The 17,787-nt window shown below is 68.3% G+C and carries 15 protein-coding genes and 1 pseudogene; 9 read left to right on the forward strand and 7 right to left on the reverse strand.

The window, feature by feature from the left end:
• Positions 1-86, reverse strand: a pseudogene (locus tag BW981_RS22700) (ferredoxin--NADP reductase); the annotation flags it as partial.
• 290 nt (positions 87-376) lie between these two features.
• On the opposite strand from BW981_RS22700, the gene BW981_RS17975 reads away from it, so the two are divergent.
• Genes BW981_RS17975 through BW981_RS17990 form a run of 4 tightly spaced genes read left to right on the forward strand, consistent with a single transcriptional unit; the run spans position 377 to position 4,961 of the window.
• Entirely contained in the window at positions 377-1,585 is a 1,209-nt protein-coding gene (locus tag BW981_RS17975) for an ABC transporter substrate-binding protein (protein ID WP_076441737.1), read from the forward strand.
• A gap of 36 nt (positions 1,586-1,621) precedes the next feature.
• Complete coding sequence (locus tag BW981_RS17980) at positions 1,622-3,484, forward strand: ABC transporter permease (protein WP_076441739.1); 1,863 nt, start codon at positions 1,622-1,624, stop codon at positions 3,482-3,484.
• Entirely contained in the window at positions 3,481-4,251 is a 771-nt protein-coding gene (locus tag BW981_RS17985; RefSeq protein WP_076441741.1) for an ABC transporter ATP-binding protein, read from the forward strand. The genes BW981_RS17980 and BW981_RS17985 overlap by 4 nt, the downstream gene beginning before the upstream one ends.
• Positions 4,251-4,961, forward strand: a complete 711-nt coding sequence (locus BW981_RS17990; RefSeq protein WP_076441743.1) for an ABC transporter ATP-binding protein — start codon at positions 4,251-4,253, stop codon at positions 4,959-4,961. Before BW981_RS17985 ends, BW981_RS17990 begins: the two co-directional genes overlap by 1 nt.
• 73 nt (positions 4,962-5,034) lie before the next feature.
• Here BW981_RS17990 and BW981_RS17995 read toward each other — a convergent pair whose 3' ends face one another.
• Genes BW981_RS17995 through BW981_RS18005 form a run of 3 tightly spaced genes read right to left on the reverse strand, consistent with a single transcriptional unit; the run spans position 5,035 to position 8,040 of the window.
• Positions 5,035-6,228: an extracellular solute-binding protein gene (locus BW981_RS17995; RefSeq protein WP_076441745.1), complete on the reverse strand. Its 1,194-nt coding sequence runs from the start codon at positions 6,226-6,228 to the stop codon at positions 5,035-5,037.
• Positions 6,229-6,255: 27 nt separating this feature from the next.
• Positions 6,256-7,290: an N-acetylglucosamine-6-phosphate deacetylase gene (locus tag BW981_RS18000; RefSeq protein WP_076441747.1), complete on the reverse strand. Its 1,035-nt coding sequence runs from the start codon at positions 7,288-7,290 to the stop codon at positions 6,256-6,258.
• A 3-nt stretch (positions 7,291-7,293) separates the two neighbouring features.
• The gene (locus tag BW981_RS18005) at positions 7,294-8,040 is read right to left on the reverse strand and encodes a glucosamine-6-phosphate deaminase (protein WP_076441749.1); all 747 of its coding nucleotides are present in this window, start codon (positions 8,038-8,040) and stop codon (positions 7,294-7,296) included.
• A gap of 132 nt (positions 8,041-8,172) precedes the next feature.
• Here BW981_RS18005 and BW981_RS18010 point away from each other — a divergent pair, with 132 nt between their 5' ends.
• Positions 8,173-9,354, forward strand: a complete 1,182-nt coding sequence (locus tag BW981_RS18010; protein ID WP_175624169.1) for an ROK family protein — start codon at positions 8,173-8,175, stop codon at positions 9,352-9,354.
• Between the two features lie 245 nt (positions 9,355-9,599).
• Here BW981_RS18010 and BW981_RS18015 read toward each other — a convergent pair whose 3' ends face one another.
• On the reverse strand, positions 9,600-11,420 hold the full coding sequence (locus BW981_RS18015) for an ABC transporter ATP-binding protein (protein WP_076441753.1): 1,821 nt from the start codon (positions 11,418-11,420) through the stop codon (positions 9,600-9,602).
• A 135-nt stretch (positions 11,421-11,555) separates the two neighbouring features.
• Here BW981_RS18015 and BW981_RS18020 point away from each other — a divergent pair, with 135 nt between their 5' ends.
• Positions 11,556-12,692, forward strand: a complete 1,137-nt coding sequence (locus tag BW981_RS18020; RefSeq protein WP_076441814.1) for a DSD1 family PLP-dependent enzyme — start codon at positions 11,556-11,558, stop codon at positions 12,690-12,692.
• 94 nt (positions 12,693-12,786) lie between these two features.
• Here the strand turns inward: BW981_RS18020 and obgE are convergent, their stop codons facing one another.
• Entirely contained in the window at positions 12,787-13,830 is a 1,044-nt protein-coding gene (gene obgE / locus BW981_RS18025) for a GTPase ObgE (RefSeq protein ID WP_076441754.1), read from the reverse strand.
• A 75-nt stretch (positions 13,831-13,905) separates the two neighbouring features.
• The gene (locus tag BW981_RS18030; protein ID WP_076441756.1) at positions 13,906-14,772 is read right to left on the reverse strand and encodes a LysR family transcriptional regulator; all 867 of its coding nucleotides are present in this window, start codon (positions 14,770-14,772) and stop codon (positions 13,906-13,908) included.
• Positions 14,773-14,923: 151 nt separating this feature from the next.
• On the opposite strand from BW981_RS18030, the gene BW981_RS18035 reads away from it, so the two are divergent.
• From BW981_RS18035 to BW981_RS18045, 3 genes are all read left to right on the forward strand, one after another.
• Positions 14,924-15,823: a DMT family transporter gene (locus tag BW981_RS18035; RefSeq protein WP_076441757.1), complete on the forward strand. Its 900-nt coding sequence runs from the start codon at positions 14,924-14,926 to the stop codon at positions 15,821-15,823.
• A 250-nt stretch (positions 15,824-16,073) separates the two neighbouring features.
• A complete protein-coding gene (locus BW981_RS18040; protein WP_076441759.1) occupies positions 16,074-17,036 on the forward strand; it encodes a hypothetical protein in 963 nt (320 codons plus the stop codon).
• The gene (locus BW981_RS18045; protein WP_076441761.1) at positions 17,033-17,701 is read left to right on the forward strand and encodes a hypothetical protein; all 669 of its coding nucleotides are present in this window, start codon (positions 17,033-17,035) and stop codon (positions 17,699-17,701) included. The genes BW981_RS18040 and BW981_RS18045 overlap by 4 nt, the downstream gene beginning before the upstream one ends.
• Positions 17,702-17,787: the final 86 nt, after the last annotated feature.

A 17,787-nucleotide genomic window follows, 5' to 3' on the forward strand; every position in this document is an offset into this window, starting at 1 on the left:
GAGGCGTCCCGCGTCGTCGTGAAACTGAACAGCGTGTCCGTCCAGTGATGGACGCTCAGAACCCGCTCCTCGTAGAAATTGCTCATCGCTGTTCCAGGCGGCTTGTTCGCATTCGGGCGGCCTTCTACGCGATTTTGCACCGCAGCGAAATGCGCAAGGGTGCAAGCCGGGTGTGTCGCCCGCGCCTGCCGAGCCGTCTGTTCCCCACCCTCCGCCGGCCTTGATTGACAAGCGCAGCCGCCACGACGAAAGTCGTAATCACGCAATTGATTGCGGAGCACTCGCCCCTCGCAAAGATCATCGAAGCCGCATCGTCCGATCCGCCGTCGACGATGCCAGGAGGGGACGGCTGACGGCGTCTGACGAGGATTTCGCCATGACCATCGACCGCAGGCGCTTTCTGGCGGCCGCTTCCGCCGGAGCCGCGACTCTGGCCGCGCCCGCCCTCGTCCGCGCCCAGGGCGGAGGCGTCGTCCGCATCGGCGAAGTCAACAGCTATACCGCACAGCCCGCCTTCCTGAAGCCCTATCGCCAGGGCTGGGAGCTGGCACAGGAGCAGGCCAATGCGGCGGGCGGACGCCGCTTCGAGACGATCTTCCGTGACGATGGCGGCAAGCCGGAGGACGCGGTGCGTCATGCCGGCGACCTCGTGAACGCCGAGAAGGTCGACCTGATCGCCGGTGGCTATCTTTCCAATATCGGTCTGGCGCTCGCCGATTTCGCGCTGCAGAACAAGCGTCTCTACGCGGCCTCCGAGCCGCTGACCGACGCGCTCGTCTGGTCGAAGGGCAACCGCTACACCTTCCGCCTGCGCCCCTCCACCTACATGCAGGCCGCGATGCTGGTCGAGGAAGCCGCCAAGCTCCCGGCCAGGAAATGGGCGGTGATCGCGCCGAACTACGAATACGGCCAGTCTGCGGTGAAGTGGTTCAAGGAGCTGCTGAAGAAGGCCAAGCCCGATGTGGAATTCGTGGCCGAGCAGTTTCCCGCTCTCGGCCGGATCGACGCCGGTGCCACCGTGCAGGCGCTGGAGGCGGCCAAGCCCGACGCCATCTTCAACGTCACCTTCGCCGGAGACCTCAGCAATTTCGTGCGCCAGGGCAATACGCGTGGGCTGTTCGAGGGCCGCGCCGTCGTCTCGATGCTGACGGGCGAGCCGGAATATCTCGATCCGCTCGGGGCCGAAGCCCCCGTCGGCTGGATCGTCACCGGATACCCCCATGCCGACATCAGGACGCCGGAGCACACCGCCTTCGCCGACGCCTACAGGGCGAAGTACAACGACTATCCCCGCCTCGGCTCGGTGGTCGGCTACAGCACCATGCAGTCGATCGCGGCGGCCGTGGCAAGGGCCCAGTCGACCGAGACCGAAAAGCTGGTCGAGGCCTTCAGCGGGCTGAAGTTCACCTCCGTCTTCGGTCCGGCCGAATATCGCGCCATCGACCACCAGTCGACGGTCGGCGCCTATGTCGGCAGGACGGCGCTGAAGGACGGCAAGGGCGTGATGGTCGATTGGCGCTATGCCGACGGGGCGAAGTACCTGCCGCCCGACGACGTCGTGAAGACGCTGCGCCCGGCCGGCTGACGCGCCGGTTCCGGAAGGACGGCCCGGCCAAGCCCAATGCTCGACCTCATCCTGACGCAGATGCTGAACGGGATGGCCTCCGCCTCCTCGCTGTTCCTTGTCGCGTCCGGGCTGTCGATCATCTTCGGCGTCACGCGGATCGTGAATTTCGCCCACGGCTCGCTCTACATGCTGGGCGCCTATCTCGCGGTCACGCTGGTCGGCGCCTTCGGGCCGGCGAGCCCGCTCGGCTTCTGGGGTGGCATCCTGCTGGCCGCCTTCCTCGTCGGCCTGATCGGCATCGTGATCGAGGTCGTCATCCTGCGGCGCATCTACCAGGCGCCCGAGCTCTTCCAGCTGCTCGCCACCTTCGGCGTGGTGCTGATGGTGCAGGACATCGCGCTCGCTGTGTGGGGTCCGGAGGACAGGCTCGGCCCCCGCGCGCCGGGCTTCAAGAGCTTCGTCATGATCCTGGACAGCCGGTTCCCGAGCTACGAGCTGTTCCTGATCGCCGTCGGCCCGCTCGTCCTCGGCCTGCTCTGGTTCCTGTTCCGCCGGACGCGCTGGGGCACGCTGGTGCGTGCCGCGACGCAGGACCGCGAGATGGTCGGCGCGCTCGGCGTCGACCAGCGCCTGCTCTTTACCTCGGTCTTCGGTTTCGGCGCGGCGCTCGCGGGGCTCGGCGGCGCGCTCCAGCTGCCGCGCGAGGCGGTGACCCTGCACATGGACCTGTCGACCATCGCCGAGGTCTTCGTCGTTGTGGTGGTCGGCGGGCTCGGCAGCGTGGGCGGAGCCTATCTCGCCGCGGTGCTGATCGGCGTGCTCCACGCCTTCGGCATCCTGATCTTTCCCAAGATCACGCTGGTGCTCGTCTTCCTGGTGATGGCCGTCGTCCTGATCGTAAAGCCCTACGGGCTGATGGGGCGAAAGCCCGCCGCCACCCTGCCCGGCGCGGCCGGCATCGAGCCGCTGCTGACACCGGCGACCCCGGGGGCGAAGCTCGCCGGCCTCGCCGCCCTGCTCCTGCTGGCGGCGGCCCCGCTCGCCGTCTCCGATGCCTGGCTGCTCACCCTGACCGAGCTGGTCATCTTCGCGCTCTTCGCCGCATCCCTGCATGTCATGATGGGGCCGGGCGGAATGGCCTCCTTCGGCCACGCGGCGTATTTCGGGCTGGGCGCCTATGGCGCGGCGCTCGCGGTCAAGTGGCTCGGCGCGCCGATGGAGCCGGCGCTGCTGCTGGCCCCGTTCCTCGCGGGCATTGCGGGGATCGTCTTCGGCTGGTTCTGCGTGCGGCTCTCCGGCGTCTATATGGCGATGCTGACCCTCGCCTTCGCGCAGATCGCCTGGGCGACCGCCTTCCAATGGGTCGAACTCACCGGCGGCGACAACGGCATCCTCGGTGTCTGGCCCTCCGCCTGGGCCGTGCCGAAGGCCGTTTTCTTCTATCTGACGCTCGCGATCTGCGCGGCAAGCGTCCTTCTGCTGCGCCGCCTCGTCTTCTCCCCCCTCGGCTACGCGCTGCGCGCCGGCCGCGACAGCCCGCTGCGGGCGGAGGCCATCGGCATCGACGTGATGCGGGTGCAGTGGGCCGCCTTCGCCATCGCCGCCTTCGCGGCCGGCATCGCGGGCGCCCTCTTCGCCTTTTCCAAGGGCTCGGTCTTCCCGACCTATCTGGCGATCCCGCGCTCGGTCGACGCGCTGCTGATGGTCCTGCTCGGCGGCGTGCAGACCGTCTCCGGCCCGGTCGTCGGCGCCTTCGCCTATATCGGCCTGAGCGAGCAGCTGGTGAAGCTGACGCCCTATTGGCGCTTCACGCTCGGCCTTGCCATCGTGCTGCTCGTCAGCCTGTTCCCGCGCGGGCTGGTCGGCGGCTTCCTCGCCTGGCGCGACCGACGGGACGCTGGGGATCCGGCGCGATGAGCGGAATCGAGCCCGTCCTGAGCGTGCGCGAGCTCGCCAAATCCTTCGGCGGCGTCCGGGCCGTACAGGGCGTCTCCTTCGATGTCGCGGCGGGCGAGATGCTGGCCCTGATCGGGCCGAACGGCGCCGGAAAATCCACCTGCTTCAACATGCTGGGCGGCCAGCTCGCGCCCGATTCAGGCGCGGTGACGCTTCTGGGCCGATCCATCGCGGGAGCGAAGCCGCGCGAGATCTGGCGCCGCGGTGTCGGCCGCACCTTCCAGATCACCGCCACTTTCGCCTCGATGAGCGTGCGCGAGAATGTCCAGATGGCGCTGATCTCGCAGGCCGGCGGAGCGTGGAACCCGCTCGCTCCGGCGCGCGCGCGCCATGTCGCCGCGGCCGAGGCCCTGCTGGCGCAGGTCGGAATGCTGGAGCAGGCCGGGCGCGCCTGCGGCATCCTGGCCTATGGCGACCTCAAGCGCGTCGAGCTCGCCATCGCGCTCGCCAACGGGCCGCGGCTGCTGCTGATGGACGAGCCGACCGCCGGCATGGCGCCGCAGGAGCGCATCGCGCTGATGGCACTGGTGGCGCGGATCGCGAAGGCCGAGGCGATCGCGGTGCTCTTCACCGAGCACGACATGGACGTGGTCTTCGCCCATGCCGACCGGGTGCTCGTGCTCGATCGCGGCCGGCTGATCGCCGATGGCCCGCCACACGCCGTGCGGAACGATGCCGGCGTTCGCGCCGTCTATCTCGGCACAGACGACGGGGCGGAGGGCGCGTGATGGAGCCCCTGCTCGACATCTCCGGCCTGGATGCCCGTTACGGCCAGGCTCAGATCCTGCGCGGCATCAGCCTGTCGGTCGGGCGCGGCGAGGTGCTGGCCCTGATGGGACGCAACGGTGCCGGCAAGTCGACCACCATGAAGGCCGTGATGGGCCTCGTCCCGCCATCGGGCGGCACGATCCGCTTCGACGGCCGGCGGATCGACGGGCGGGAAGCCTTCGAGATCGCCCGGCTCGGCATCGGCTATGTCCCCGAGGATCGGCGCGTCTTCTCGGAGCTGACGGTGATGGAGAACCTCAGCGTCGGCCAGCGCCCGCCGCGCCAGGGTGCGCCGCATTGGACGCCCGAGCGGCTCTTTGCGCTCTTTCCCAATCTCGCGGCGATGCGCGACCGGCCGGGCGGCGCGATGTCCGGCGGCGAGCAGCAGATGCTCACCATCGCCCGCACGCTGATGGGCAACCCGCGCCTGCTCCTGCTCGACGAGCCGTCGGAGGGCCTCGCGCCGGTGATCGTCCAGGCGATGGCGCGCACCATCCTGGCGCTGAAGGGCGAGGGGCTCTCGATCCTGCTCTCCGAGCAGAACCTGCATTTCGCCGGCAGCGTCGCCGACCGGGCCGCGATCATCGAGAAGGGCGAGATCCGCTTCGACGGCACGATGGCGGCGCTGAAGGCCGACGCGGCGCTGCGCGCCCAGTATCTTTCCGTCTGAAGCGCCGGAGCGGGAGCAATCGACGAAAAGGCCGGCGTGGGAACGCCGGCCTCTGGCAACGGAAGCTGTGTGCTCAGCGCTTGCGCTTCGCGCCCACAAGCTCGTCCCATTTGCGGAAGGCCACGACCATCCTGTCGGGCTTCAGCGGCAGTTCGATCGGGTTCTTGGCGATGAGGTCGGCATATTCCGGCCGGCCGAACTCGGCGACGACCTCCTGGCTGCGCTTGGGCGCCAGGGACAGCGGCACGTTCTTCACCGCCGGGCCTGGGTAGAGATAGCCCTCGTCATAGGAATAGGCCTGCATCTTCGGCGTCAGAACATGCGCCATGATGTCCAGCACGACGGCGAGGCGATCGTTCGGAATGCCCTTCGGGACGCACATGAAGAAGGCGTCCGAGACCCAGTGGAAGCCCTTCAGCGTCTGGATCTTCGCTTCCTTGGGCACGATGCCGAGCGCCCGCGGGTTGATGTCCCAGCCCGTGGTCGAGATGATGATGTCGCGCGAGCCGTCGCCGAACTCCTTCATCGTCGCGCCGGTGCCCGCCGGGTAGTATTCGATGTAGTCGCCGATCTCCTGCAGATAGGCCCAGGTCTTGTCCCAGCCATTGACGGGGTCCTGCGGGTCCTTGTCGCCGAGGATATAGGGCAGCCCCATCATGAAGGTGCGGCCGGGACCGGAATTGGTCGGGCGCGCATACATGAATTTGTTGGGGTTGGCCTTGGCCCAGGCGAGAAGCTCCTCGGCCGTGGTCGGAACCTGCTTCACCCGCTCGGGCATGTATTCGAGCAGCGGGCCGGAGGGATAGTAGTTCACCACCGTGCCGAAGCCGGCGCCCTGCACCTTGTGCAGGTTGAGCGCCGCCGGCTCGTAATTCTCCTCGATCTTCGGGAACTTGTCGGCGAAATCGGGGAAGATCTTGAGCCAGAGATTCTGCTCCAGCCCGGCCGCGAGCCCGTCGGAGCCGGTCAGCACCAGATCGAGATCGGAGCGGCCGGCATCCTGCTGCGCCTTGATCTTGCTCGCCAGTTCGGGGGCGGGCGCCTTCACATAGGTGATGCGCGAGACGAGCTTGGGGTTGGCGCTGCGGTAATCGTCGAAGGCCTGCTGCATCAAGGCCAGCGCCCCGCCGACATCGATGATGTTGATGCCGACCGGCGATGTCGGCAGTGGCGGCGCGGCGGCGAAGGCGCCACCTGCGCCGCTCGCCAATGCACCAAGCCCGCCCAGCACTGTCCGGCGGTCGAGTCCCTTCGAGAATGTGCTCATCTGTCTCCCCTTGTGTTGATCGGTGGTTCAGGCGGCCTGTCCGGCCGTGTAATCGCGCAGGATCGCGCCGAGGCGGACGCGCTCGACGCGCAAATCGTCCGACCAGGTCAGCTCGCTTTCCAGCAGCGCGATGCCGGCCGCCGTCAGCGCCGGCACCAGTGCTGCCAGCGCATGGATCGAGGCCATCGCGACCGCCTCCTCGAAAGACGCGATGCCCCAGGCGACGATGTTGCGGACCGCGTCGTCCAGCTTCAGCGCCGAACCGGCGAGCGAGGCGCCGCCCGGCTGGCGCACCGAACCGTCCGCGGCGAGGTCGATCGGCATGCCGGCGAAATCGTACCGCCCCGGGACCGCCCCGGCGGCGACCACCGCATCCGTGACCAGGATCGACCGCTCGAACCCCTTGGCCCGGATCAGGCTCTTGAGCGCCCTGCGGTCGATATGGATGCCGTCCGCGATGAAGCCCGCCATCAGCCGGTCCTCGCCGAGCTGGGCAAACAGGGTATTGGCGAGCTTGTGCATCTGCTGGGGCAGGCCGTTGCCGAGATGCGTGGACAGCGTCGCCCCCGCATCCGCAGCCTTCGCGACGACATCGAAATCGGCGGCGGAATGGCCGATCGCCACGACCTTTCCGGCCTTCGCCAGGGCCGCGACCGCCGCGATGCCGCCTTCCCTCTCCGGCGCGACTGTCACCATGAGGATCGGCCGCACCAGCCGGCTCTCGAGCCGCGCGACCAGCCCTGCATCGGCCGCGACCATGGCCTCCGCTGGGTGGCAGCCGGCATAGCCCGGCGCCGGGTTGAGAAACGGCCCTTCCAGATGATAGCCGGGACACATCGAGGGGCCGAGCCGGCTTTCCGCCACGGCCCGGTCCAGCGCCGCGAAGCGCGCCTCCAGCTCGTGCGGATGCGCCGTGATCAGCGTCGGCAGGCAGGCGGTCACGCCCGTCGCCAGCATCGCCTCCAGCGCCCGGTCGAGCGCATCCGCCGTCACGGCCCCGGAGTTGAAGTCCACCCCGGCGAAGCCGTTCACCTGCAGATCGACAAGGCCGGGCGTCTTCACCGTTCAGGCCTCCCGGCCGAGCTGCGAGGCCGCGGCCTCGTCCATGAACATCACCGTGTTCGGATGGGTCTGGAGGATCGAGGCCGGGGCGAGATCGCTCACCGGGCCTTCCAGCGCAGCCTTGACCGCCTGGGCCTTGCGGGTATCGGAGACCGACAGCACGATCAGCTCGCTCTTGAGGATCTGCCGGACGCTCATCGAGATCGCCTGCTGCGGCACCGCGTCGAGATCCGGGAACCAGCCCTCGCCGAGCTGCTGGCGGCGGCAGGCCTCGTCCAGCGTCACCACCAGATAGGGCGCCTCGCTCTCGAAATCCGCCGGCGGGTCGTTGAAGGCGAGATGGCAGTTCTCTCCGATGCCGGCAAAGCAGACGCAGATGCGCCGCCCGGCGATCCGCTCGCCGAGCGCCTTGGCCGCGGCCTGCGGATCGCCCTCGCCATCGACGGGCACGAAGCTCGGCCGATTGCCGAGCGGCGCCAGGAAGCGCTCGCGCAGATAGCGCCGGAAGCTGGCCGGATGGCTCTCGGACAGGCCGACATACTCGTCGAGATGGAAGGCCGTCACCTTCGACCAGTCGATGCCTTCGGCGGCGACGAGATGGCCGAGCATCTCGAACTGGCTCGCCCCGGTCGCGACGATGATCGAAGCCTCGCCGTCCCGCGCCAGCGCCTCCCGGATCGCCGCGGCGCCCCGAGCGGCCGCCTGGCGGCCCAGCTCTCCCTTGTCGGCCATGACATGCGTTTCGATCATCGAATTTCGAACCTTTGACGAACTTAAAAATTCAATATTATTCTGATGATCTTACGTGCGGTGAGATCGGCCGCAAGAAGAATTTTGAACGCACGCGTTTCGAATATATCGCAGCCGCCGCAGGGAGGCCCCATGAGCCTGGTGACGATTGAACCTGACCTCGTGTCGGCCCATACGCGTGATTGCCGCCGGGCTTACGGACTTGTGCTGGACGGGCAGGTGAATTCCCGCGCCGAAATCAGCCGCCGGCTCGGTCTGCGCTCGACCTCGACCTCGCGGGTGGTGGCGGAGCTTCTGGAGCATCGGCTTCTGATCGAGACCTCCGGGGCCTCGGCCGGCCGGGGCCGCCCGGCATCGGTGCTGATCGCGAACACGCGGCGCATCGGCGCATCGGTCATCTACGTCTCCAGCAGGTCGCTCGCGGGAGCCCTGGTCGATCTCTCCGGCCATCTGGTGGTCGAGCGTCGCCGGGCGATGCCGGAGCAGGCCGGCAATGCCGAGCTCGCCGCCGCCATGGCGGCGCTCGCGGAGGAGCTTCTCGCCGCGATGCCGCCGGGCATGAGCCATGCCGGCACCGCCGTCTCGCTCTCCGGCCTGATCGACCTGCGGCTGGGGCAGTGGCTGCTCGCCTCCCGCTGGCCGAAGATGCGCGGGCTGGACATTCGCGCCCTCATCGAGCCGATCGCCGGCCCGGTCGCCATCTGCCGCAATCTCGACGCCGAGCTGCGCGCCCGCGCGATCCGCGCCGCGGACGGCTTCGCGGGCGGGACCATGCTGCTGCATTGGGGCTGGGGGATCGGCCTCGCCTATGCGCAGGACGGCGAGCCCTATGCACCGACCGGCTCCTTCGGCGAGATCGGCCATTGGCGCCTGGCCGCACTGGGCGAGAAGCCCTGCGGCTGCGGCAACACCGGCTGCCTCGAGACCGGCGCCGCGCTCTGGGCGCTGCTCCCGGTCCTGCGGCGTCACTGGCCCGATCTCGACGAGAACGAGACCCGGTTGACCGGCCAGCTCGCCGCCCTCGACCTGCTCTCCCTGCCCGAGATCGAGGCCGCGGCGCGCCTGCTGGCGCGCTCCCTCGCCAATGCCTGCCGCATCCTGTTCCCGGCCAGGATCGCCGTCAGCGGGCCCTTCGTCAGAAACGCACAGCTCTGGGCGCGGCTCGTCACGCTGTTTCGGGAGGAGGGAACGATGGACGGCTTTGCCATGCCGGAGCTTCTCGGCGTCGAATCCGGCCATCTCTACGAGGTCCACGGGGCGGCCTCGCCCCTGCTCAGCCACGCGATAGCCTCCCTGCTCTCGGCGAAGGCGTGACAACCCTGCCGCGCAGACGCCATGCAAAACAGCCACAGGCAGGGTCAAGCGTCGTGCACGAATTCCGCCTCGCCGATCCGCCTATGCCCGGCAGCTCCCCTTCCCGACGGCGACCGATCTCGACGCCGTGCTGGCCGATCCTGCCGTGGACGCCTGATCCGGTGGTGACCGGCGAAGAGGCCCTCGCCTCCCAGCGCCGCGTCGATGACATTCTGGCGGCAGCGAAAGGCCGTTGACGCGCCGTCTCAGCCTTCGACGAACTGCATGCGGTACAGCCGTGCATAGGCGCCGTCCCGCGTCAGCAGGTCGTCATGGCTGCCGGTCTCGACGATCCTGCCCTCGTCCATCACCACGATCAGGTCGGCCTCGCGGATGGTCGAGAGACGATGCGCGATCACCAGCGTGGTGCGCCCCTTCATCAGCTTGGCCAGCGCCTGCTGGACCAGACGCTCGGATTCGGTGTCGAGTGCGCTGGTCGCCTCGTCGAGCAGCAGGATCGGCGCATCCTTGAGAATGGCCCGGGCGATCGCGATGCGCTGGCGCTCGCCGCCGGAGAGCTTGTGGCCGCGCTCGCCGACGGACGCGCCGTAGCCGCCGGGCATCGCGGTGATGAAGTCGTGCGCCGCCGCCGCCTTTGCCGCCGCGACGATGTCGGCCTCTGGCGCATCCGGGCGGCCGAAGGCGATGTTGGCGCGCACCGTGTCGTCGAACAGCACGACGTCCTGGCTGACGACACCGATCTGCGCGCGCAGGCTGGCGAGAGTCACGTCGCGCAGATTCTGCCCGTCGATCTCGATGCGGCCCTCGGTCGGATCGTAGAGCCGCGGCACCAGCGCCAGCAGCGTCGACTTGCCGGAGCCGGAGCGGCCGACCAGCGCCGTCGTCCGGCCTCCCTGCGCGACGAGGTCGATCCCCTCCAGCGCCCGCTGGTCCTCGCGATAGCGGAAACGCAGATGCCGGAAGGCAACCTCGCCGGCCGGGACCGCGAGCGGCTGGGCATCCGGCCGCTCGGTGACGACCGGCTTCTCGTCGAGCAGCGCATAATAGCGCTTCAGCGAGGCGCCGGCCTCCTGCACGATGGCGTTGAGATTGCCCAGCGACCGCATCGGCTGCGCCGCCAGCAGCAGGGCCGAGACGTATCCGGTGAAATCGCCGACCGTGGAGGCGCCTGAGGAGATGCGCACGCCGATCGCCGCCAGCACGCCGGCGACCGCCATGCCGCCGCCGACCTCGAGCAGCGGGTCGAGCCGCCCGCGGGCATTCGCCGCCTTCATCTTCAGCGCCCGGATCGTCTCGAAGGCATCCGCCGCGCGCCGCTTCAAATAGGGCTCGAGTCCGTCCGTCTTGGCGACGCGCGCGCCCTGGAGGCTCTCGGTGACGAGGCTCGCCATGATGCCCGTCTGCTCCTGCTGGGAATTGGCCATCCGCCGGAGCTTCTTGCCGATGCGGCCGATCGGATGGGCAATGACCGGCGCGATCAGCAGCACCACCAGCGTCATCTGCCAGTCGATCCAGATCAGCGCGCCGACGAGCGCGATCGCCGTCACCACATCGCGGATGGCGATGTTGACGATGCGGGTCAGCGCCTCCTTCACGAAGGTGAAATCGGTGGTGAAGCGCTGCGTCAGCGAGGCCGGGTTTTCCTTCTGCAGCTGTGCGAGATCGGCGTCGATCAGATGGCCGTAGAGCTCGGTCTGCATGTCGGCCTCGATCCGGCTGACCACGCTGTTGGTCATCACCGTCTGCGCCAGCAGCGAAAACCCCTTGATCGCCGTCACCAGCACGACCACGCTCGCCACCGCATTGATGACGCCGATGTCGTAGCCGATCGATTTCGAGACCAGCCTCTCCATGCGCCGGACGAAGCCGGTCGACTCGGCCGCGAGCGGATCGGCGAAGGCGTCGAAGGCCGCCTTGATGAGCAGCGGGTAGAAGCTCGTCGTCGCGGCGATCACCACGACCAGCGCCAGGATCATCGCCATCTGAGGCAGGTAGCGGCTGACCTGTTCGCGCCAGACACGGGCGAAGAGCGCGAGGGTATCGTCGGTGACGCGGCCGATCTTCATGGGCCGCCGCCTACCATGCCGCGCCGGCAAGCGCCACCGATGCCGCCATCCCAACGCATGGCCCTGCGTGGCACAAGGGTCTTGCTCCCGACACGAAGCTGTCATCCCATGCTCAAGTCCGATTCAGGAGATCGCATGCCTTCCATCCCGCCGGCCCAGCCCGGCCAGAGCTTCGCCGAGATCGACACCCCGGCACTGGTCATCGATCTCGACGCCTTCGAGCGCAATCTCGTTGCCATGGCCGCCTTCGCCGAAGCGCACGGCATCAGGCTGCGTCCCCACGCCAAGACCCACAAGAGCCCGGATATCGCGCTGCGCCAGATCGCCCATGGTGCGGTCGGCCAGTGCTGCCAGAAGGTCTCGGAGGCGGAAATCCTCGTCGCAGGCGGCGTCGGCGACGTGCTGGTCACCAACGAGATCGCGAGCCCCGCCAAGCTCGACCGCCTGGCCCAGCTCGCCCGCACCGCCAAGATCGGGCTCTGCGTCGACCATCCCGATGGCGTGCGCGACGCGGCGGAGGCGGCGGCGCGCCATGACGTGGTGCTCGACGTGATGGTCGAGATCGATGTCGGCGGGCGCCGCTGCGGCGTCGCGCCGGGCGAGGGGGCGGTGCGCATCGCCGAGGCGATCGCTCGCTCCAACACGCTGCGCTTTGCCGGCCTGCAGGCCTATCACGGCGCCGCCCAGCATATGCGCTCGATCGACGAGCGCCGCGAGGCGATCGAGCGCGCCGGGCTCGCCGCCCGCAACACCGTGGAGCGCCTGTCGCAAGCCGGCCTCGATTGCCCGATCGTCAGCGGCGCGGGCACCGGCACCTTCGAGCTCGAAACCCAGTCCGGCATCTGGAACGAGCTGCAATGCGGCTCCTACATCTTCATGGACGCCGACTATGCCCGCAACCGCCAGGCCGACGGTTCGCCCTTCCGCAGCTTCGAGCACGCCCTGTTCATCGTCGCCCAGGTGATGAGCAAGCCGGTGCCGGACCGGGCGATCATCGATGCCGGCCACAAGACCGCCTCGGTCGATTCCGGCATGCCGATCCCGTTCCAGCGCGAGGGCGCGATCTACACCAAGCCTTCCGACGAGCATGGCGTCCTGACCGGAGACCCGATCGCGCTGCCGCATCGCGGCGACCGGCTGCTGCTGGTCCCCGGTCATTGCGACCCGACCGTCAATCTGCACGACTGGTATGTCGGGGTCCGGGGCCTGCACGGGCCGGACGCGCATGTCGAGCTGGTCTGGCCGGTGGCCGCGCGCGGCGCCGTGACCTGAGCGGGCAAGGGCGGCGGCGGCAATCCTCGCCGGGATGGCGCTGGAGGCCATCCGCCGCGCCGAGGCCTGCGGCGACTTTCGCTGAGCGTGGCGCTCAGGGGCGCCAGCCGGTCTCCTGAGCCGGCGCGTTCTCCTGCGCCTCGGCCCGCCGGGCTTGCGCCACGACGGCGAACAGGGCTTGCAGCGCCCGGTCGACGCCCTCCCCGGAGGCCGAGGAGAGGACGATCGGCATCTGCTTGCAGGCGCGCTTCAGCCGCGCCACCTGCTCCTTCAGCGCCTCGGGCGTCAGCGCGTCGACCTTGGACAGAGCGACGATCTCCGGCTTGTCCTCCAGGCCGTGGCCATAGGCGGCGAGTTCCTCGCGGATGACCTTGTAGGCCTTGCCGGCATGCTCGCTCGTCCCCTCGACCAGATGCAGCAGCACGCGGCAGCGCTCGATATGGCCGAGGAAGCGGTCGCCGAGCCCATGGCCCTCATGCGCGCCCTCGATCAGCCCCGGAATATCGGCCAGCACCATCTCCTGGTCGTGGACGCGGACGACGCCCAGCCCCGGATGAAGCGTGGTGAAGGGGTAGTCGGCGATCTTGGGCTTGGCCGCCGTCACCGTGGCGAGAAAGGTCGACTTGCCGGCATTGGGCAGGCCGACGAGCCCGGCATCGGCGATCAGCTTCAGCCTGAGCCAGACCCAGCGCTCCTCGCCCGGCAGGCCGGGATTGGCGTGCTTCGGCGCCTGGTTGCTCGAGGTCTTGAAATAGGCGTTGCCGAACCCGCCATTGCCGCCCTTGCACAGCACGAAGCGCTGGCCCGGCTCCGTCAGGTCGGCGATCGGCGTCTCGCCGTCCTCGTCGAGGATCTCGGTGCCCGGGGGCACCTTCAGCACCACCGCCGGCGAATTCGCGCCGTGGCGATCCTTGCCCATGCCGTGCTCGCCGGTACGGGCCTTGAAATGCTGCTGATAGCGGTAGTCGATCAGCGTGTTCAGCCCCTGCACGCATTCGACGACGATGTCGCCGCCGCGCCCGCCATCTCCGCCATTCGGGCCGCCGAACTCGATGAATTTTTCACGGCGGAAGGAGACGCAGCCCGCGCCGCCGTCGCCCGCCTTCACATAGATCTTGGCTTGGTCGAGGAATTTCATGCTGTTCTCGTAGTGCTCGCGGCTCCGAAGGGCAATGCCGCCCTGCTTCTCCCGCAAGGGAAGAGGAAAAATGCCTCAGGCGGCCTGCCGGAAGCTGCTCATCTCTTCGCGCAGGGCATCGGCAAAGCGGCGCGCCGCCAGATCGGGCCGCGGCCCGGTGATCAGCCCGACCGAGAGCTCGAACAGCGGCGGCAGATCGTCGGCGGCACCGAGCTTGCGCAGCGAAGGCGGCACCGCGCTTTCGGTCATGGCGGCGACGCAGAACCCCGCTTCGACCGCGGAGAGCACGCCCGAGGTGTGCGAGCAGGAAAACACCAGCCGATGGGCCTTCCCGGCCGTGTTGAGCGCCGCCAGGATGCGCGGCCGCGCCCGGCACCCCTCGGCGAAGAGCGCCAGCGGCAGCGTCTCCTGCAGCTCCGGCCGGTGTCCCTTGGCCGCGACCCAGACCAGCGGTTCACGCCGCAGCACCTCGCCCATCGGGCGGTTGGGGTCCTGGGTAACCACCGCCAGGTCGAGCTCGCCGGCCAGCAGCGCCGGCTCGATGCGCTTGGAGAGGTCGCAGCGCACCTCCAGCTCCACCTTGGGATGGTCGGTGACGAAGCGCGCGATCAACGGCCGCAGATACGCATCCATATAGTCGTCGGGAATGCCGAGCCGCAGCCGCCCCATCGGCATCTCGCCGTCGAGATCGGCCAGCGCCTCGCGCTCGACCGCGAGCAGGCGGCGCGCATGGGCGATCAGCCGCTCGCCCGCATCGGTTGGCGTCACGCCCCGGCGCGAGCGCTCCAGCAGCTTGTGGCCGAGCTGGTTCTCCAGATCCTGGATCCGCACCGAGATCGCCGATTGCGTGCGGCCGAGCCGGGCACTGGCGGCAGTGAACCCGCCGGTCTCGGCCACGGCGACGAGCATGCCGAGCGCCGCGAGATCGAAATGCCCGTTCATGGCGTGCCTCCTTGCAACGCGTCTGATCCATCGATTTTAAGAATGATTAAATCAGTATAATCCGTTTTTCCGATGGGTGGAAGCCGCCTATAAGCGGCAGAAGAAACCAAGCGGCGCAGTCCCACTGCGCCACCGCAGGCGATCCGAAGCCATGTCCGCTCCCGCCATTCCCGTCCGGTCCCAGGCGCCTGCCCTGGCGATGTTCCTGACGCTGCTGACGGGCGCGACCTTCATCGGCTTTTCGGGCGTGTTCGTGCGGCTCGCCGATGTCGGCCCGGCCGCCGCCGGTTTCTGGCGAATGATCTTCGCCTTGCCCGTCCTCGCCGCCTGGACCGCGATGGAGCGCCGCCGCCCGGCCACCACGGGCACAGGCCGCGGGGGCCTTGTCGCCATCGCGCTGGCGGGCCTGACCTTCGGCATCGACGTCGTGCTCTACAACGCCTCGCTGGCGCATACGACGCTGGCCAACGCCTCGCTGCTCGGCAACCTCGCCCCGATCGGCGTCGTGCTCGGCGGCTGGCTCCTGCTCGGCGACAAGCCGTCTCGCCGCATCCTCGGCGCGCTCATGCTGGCGATCGCCGGCGCCGCCCTCCTCGTCCTGCCGAAATTCACCGGCTCGGCAGCGCGCGGCAGCCTGTTCGGCGACGGCCTCGCCTTCGGCGCCGCGATGTCCTACGCCGCCTATATCCTCGCCGTCGGCCGGGCCCGCGCCCATGCCGATGCCGGCCGCGTCAGCCTGATCTCCAGCCTGATCTGCGCCGCTTTCTGCCTCGTCGCGGCGCTTGGGCTCGGCGAGCAGATGATGCCCGGCAGCCTGCAGGGCTGGCTCGCGGTGATCGCGCTCGGCCTCGTCTCGCACGCGCTCGGCCAGGGCCTGATCACGCTCTCTCTCGGCAGCTACGGCGCCGGCGCGGCCTCCCTCGTCATGGTCTGGCCGGCGCTGGTCAGCGTCCTCGCCGCCTGGGCGATCTTCGGCGAGCAGCCGACGCCCGTGCAGGCCTTCGGCGGCGTCGCGATCCTGGCCGCGGTGCTGCTGGTGCGGAAGGGCTGAGGCCAAGGCGGGAAGCGGTCGACCCCTTCCCACTTATCCCCGGCGCCTGAAAGCGCCGGAAACTGGGCTCCTCGCAGGAGCCCCTCATGCCACACAGCCACTTGTCGCCGTCGCGTAGCCAGTTGCGCGCACTCCGTTTGCGCGTGCTCCGTGCGCGCGACGAGATCGGCCTGGTCCGGCGCGACCGTCTGCACCGCAAATACAATCCCGACCAGCCGCGCGTCCCGGCCGGAAGCCCCGATGGCGGACAGTGGGGAGTGGCGGCGGTGGCGGCGAGCCCGGCTCTGCCGCCGAACTGCCGAGCTTCGGATCGGTCGATTTCGATCCGGTCTGGTCGCTGATCGGCGAGGGCTGGAGTGAGGACGGCTCCGTCTTCGAGCAGACGGTCGCCGACGATGCCGGCAATACGATCAGATCCGAATACGCCGCCTCACGCGCCACCAGGTTCGACCAGCGCCAGACCGTCATCCAGCCCGACCGGACAGCCGTCAGCTTCGAGACCACCAACGACGTCCAGTCGATTAGCTTCGGCGGTCCGGATGGGGAGGTCGTCGCCCGCACGATCTGGACGGCGGACGGGCCGGAGGCCGATGCGACGGTTCAGCCAGCCTTTTCTCGACGCGACGCACTCTCGACCATCTTCAGCGGGGGAGCGATCCTCTTCGGCTGGCAATCGCAGAACAACGGCAGCGACGGCCAGCAGGCCATCATGGGCTTCAACGCCCGCGACTATCGACCTGGAGACAGTACTAGCGGCAAAATAGACTTCAGCTATTCCGGGCGCGTAAGCGAAGCGCAAGCAGCATTGGCCTGCCGTCGCTTGCCCGAGGTTCAGGCAATGGCAGACCGTGCGGCCAATGCCGCAGGCTCTCCCGATCTCTATCCGTCACGAACCATTTATGGGACGGACGTTCACTCGCACTTCAAGGATTACGTGGAAGATCGGAAGGATCCCTATTTCCGGGCCGAGCGCTCATTCCTGAAAGAACAGGAAGAGGGCGTCGCCAGGGCGGAAGTCCCTTATGGCTATCCGCGGTCCATTCGCACCGATGCCTATGAATATCGCCCGGACGGCACCTTGTGTGTCTATGATCTGAAGACGGGCCGATCAGGCCTGACGGATCGGAGGGCGGACATGTTGGCCAACGCCGCAAGGTTCGGATTCGGCTTCGTTCGGCGGATCATCGTTATAGAAGTAAGACCGAGCCAATGACGACGAAGAGGCAAATCAAGAAGCTTCTGGAGGTGGCGGCGTCGCGCCATCCCGACCTGGTCGTCAGAGGCCCGTTCCTCGTCCTCGCGCCTCTAAGGCACGTCCTTCGTTCAATATCGATAGACCGAAGCTGGAATGCCGACTATCCGCGCTTCTATTGGCATATCGGTCATGCCTTCAATCCGACGGGATCTCTCCAAGGCCTGTGCCCCGACATTTTCTGGCTTCCCGATGAAGGCCCAAGGCTCTGGTCGCAGCCTGGCTTCACGGAGGCGTTCATCGAAACGCTCGACCAGCGCATCATGCCGATGTTGCGTCGCGTACAAACGATCGAGGACATGTTCCACGTCCGCGGCGAACCACGCTCCTGCGAATACGATAACTGGCTGATTCGCCACGAACCTTACCGCATCCAAATTCTCACTGCGCTGGGGCGCTTCGAGGAAGCTGCCCCCATTTACGAGCAGATTAGGGACTGGCACCTGACGATGAAGAACTGGTGGCAGCCACGTTTCGAAGCGGCCAGCCGGCTCGGCGCTTTGGTCGCCGCCGGAGACCATCCCGCGATCATCGCGCTCCTACACCAATGGGAAGACGAGTTCGTCGCACGTAACAGGCTCGAAGACATCTACGAACGCACGCCTTTCCCGGCCGAGCAGATCTGAGGAGTGTCGCGCCGCTATCGGCCTTGGGGCGGTGACAGTCTGCCGCCAGCCATCGAGCGCTGCATCTTGGCCGAACTACCATATGG

The sequence above is a fragment of the Allobosea sp. TND4EK4 genome, assembly GCF_900156025.1.
Taxonomy (GTDB): Bacteria; Pseudomonadota; Alphaproteobacteria; order Rhizobiales; family Beijerinckiaceae; genus Allobosea.

Coding starts and splice junctions, on each gene's coding strand:
- BW981_RS18005 (WP_076441749.1), bottom strand. CDS start 8,040: ATGATCGAAACGCATGTCATGGCCGACAAGGGAGAGCTGGGCCGCCAG.
- BW981_RS17990 (WP_076441743.1), top strand. CDS start 4,251: ATGGAGCCCCTGCTCGACATCTCCGGCCTGGATGCCCGTTACGGCCAG.
- BW981_RS18030 (WP_076441756.1), bottom strand. CDS start 14,772: ATGAACGGGCATTTCGATCTCGCGGCGCTCGGCATGCTCGTCGCCGTG.
- BW981_RS17985 (WP_076441741.1), top strand. CDS start 3,481: ATGAGCGGAATCGAGCCCGTCCTGAGCGTGCGCGAGCTCGCCAAATCC.
- BW981_RS18015 (WP_076441753.1), bottom strand. CDS start 11,420: ATGAAGATCGGCCGCGTCACCGACGATACCCTCGCGCTCTTCGCCCGT.
- BW981_RS17980 (WP_076441739.1), top strand. CDS start 1,622: ATGCTCGACCTCATCCTGACGCAGATGCTGAACGGGATGGCCTCCGCC.
- BW981_RS18020 (WP_076441814.1), top strand. CDS start 11,556: ATGCCTTCCATCCCGCCGGCCCAGCCCGGCCAGAGCTTCGCCGAGATC.
- BW981_RS18045 (WP_076441761.1), top strand. CDS start 17,033: ATGACGACGAAGAGGCAAATCAAGAAGCTTCTGGAGGTGGCGGCGTCG.
- BW981_RS17975 (WP_076441737.1), top strand. CDS start 377: ATGACCATCGACCGCAGGCGCTTTCTGGCGGCCGCTTCCGCCGGAGCC.
- obgE (WP_076441754.1), bottom strand. CDS start 13,830: ATGAAATTCCTCGACCAAGCCAAGATCTATGTGAAGGCGGGCGACGGC.
- BW981_RS18010 (WP_175624169.1), top strand. CDS start 8,173: ATGAGCCTGGTGACGATTGAACCTGACCTCGTGTCGGCCCATACGCGT.
- BW981_RS17995 (WP_076441745.1), bottom strand. CDS start 6,228: ATGAGCACATTCTCGAAGGGACTCGACCGCCGGACAGTGCTGGGCGGG.
- BW981_RS18035 (WP_076441757.1), top strand. CDS start 14,924: ATGTCCGCTCCCGCCATTCCCGTCCGGTCCCAGGCGCCTGCCCTGGCG.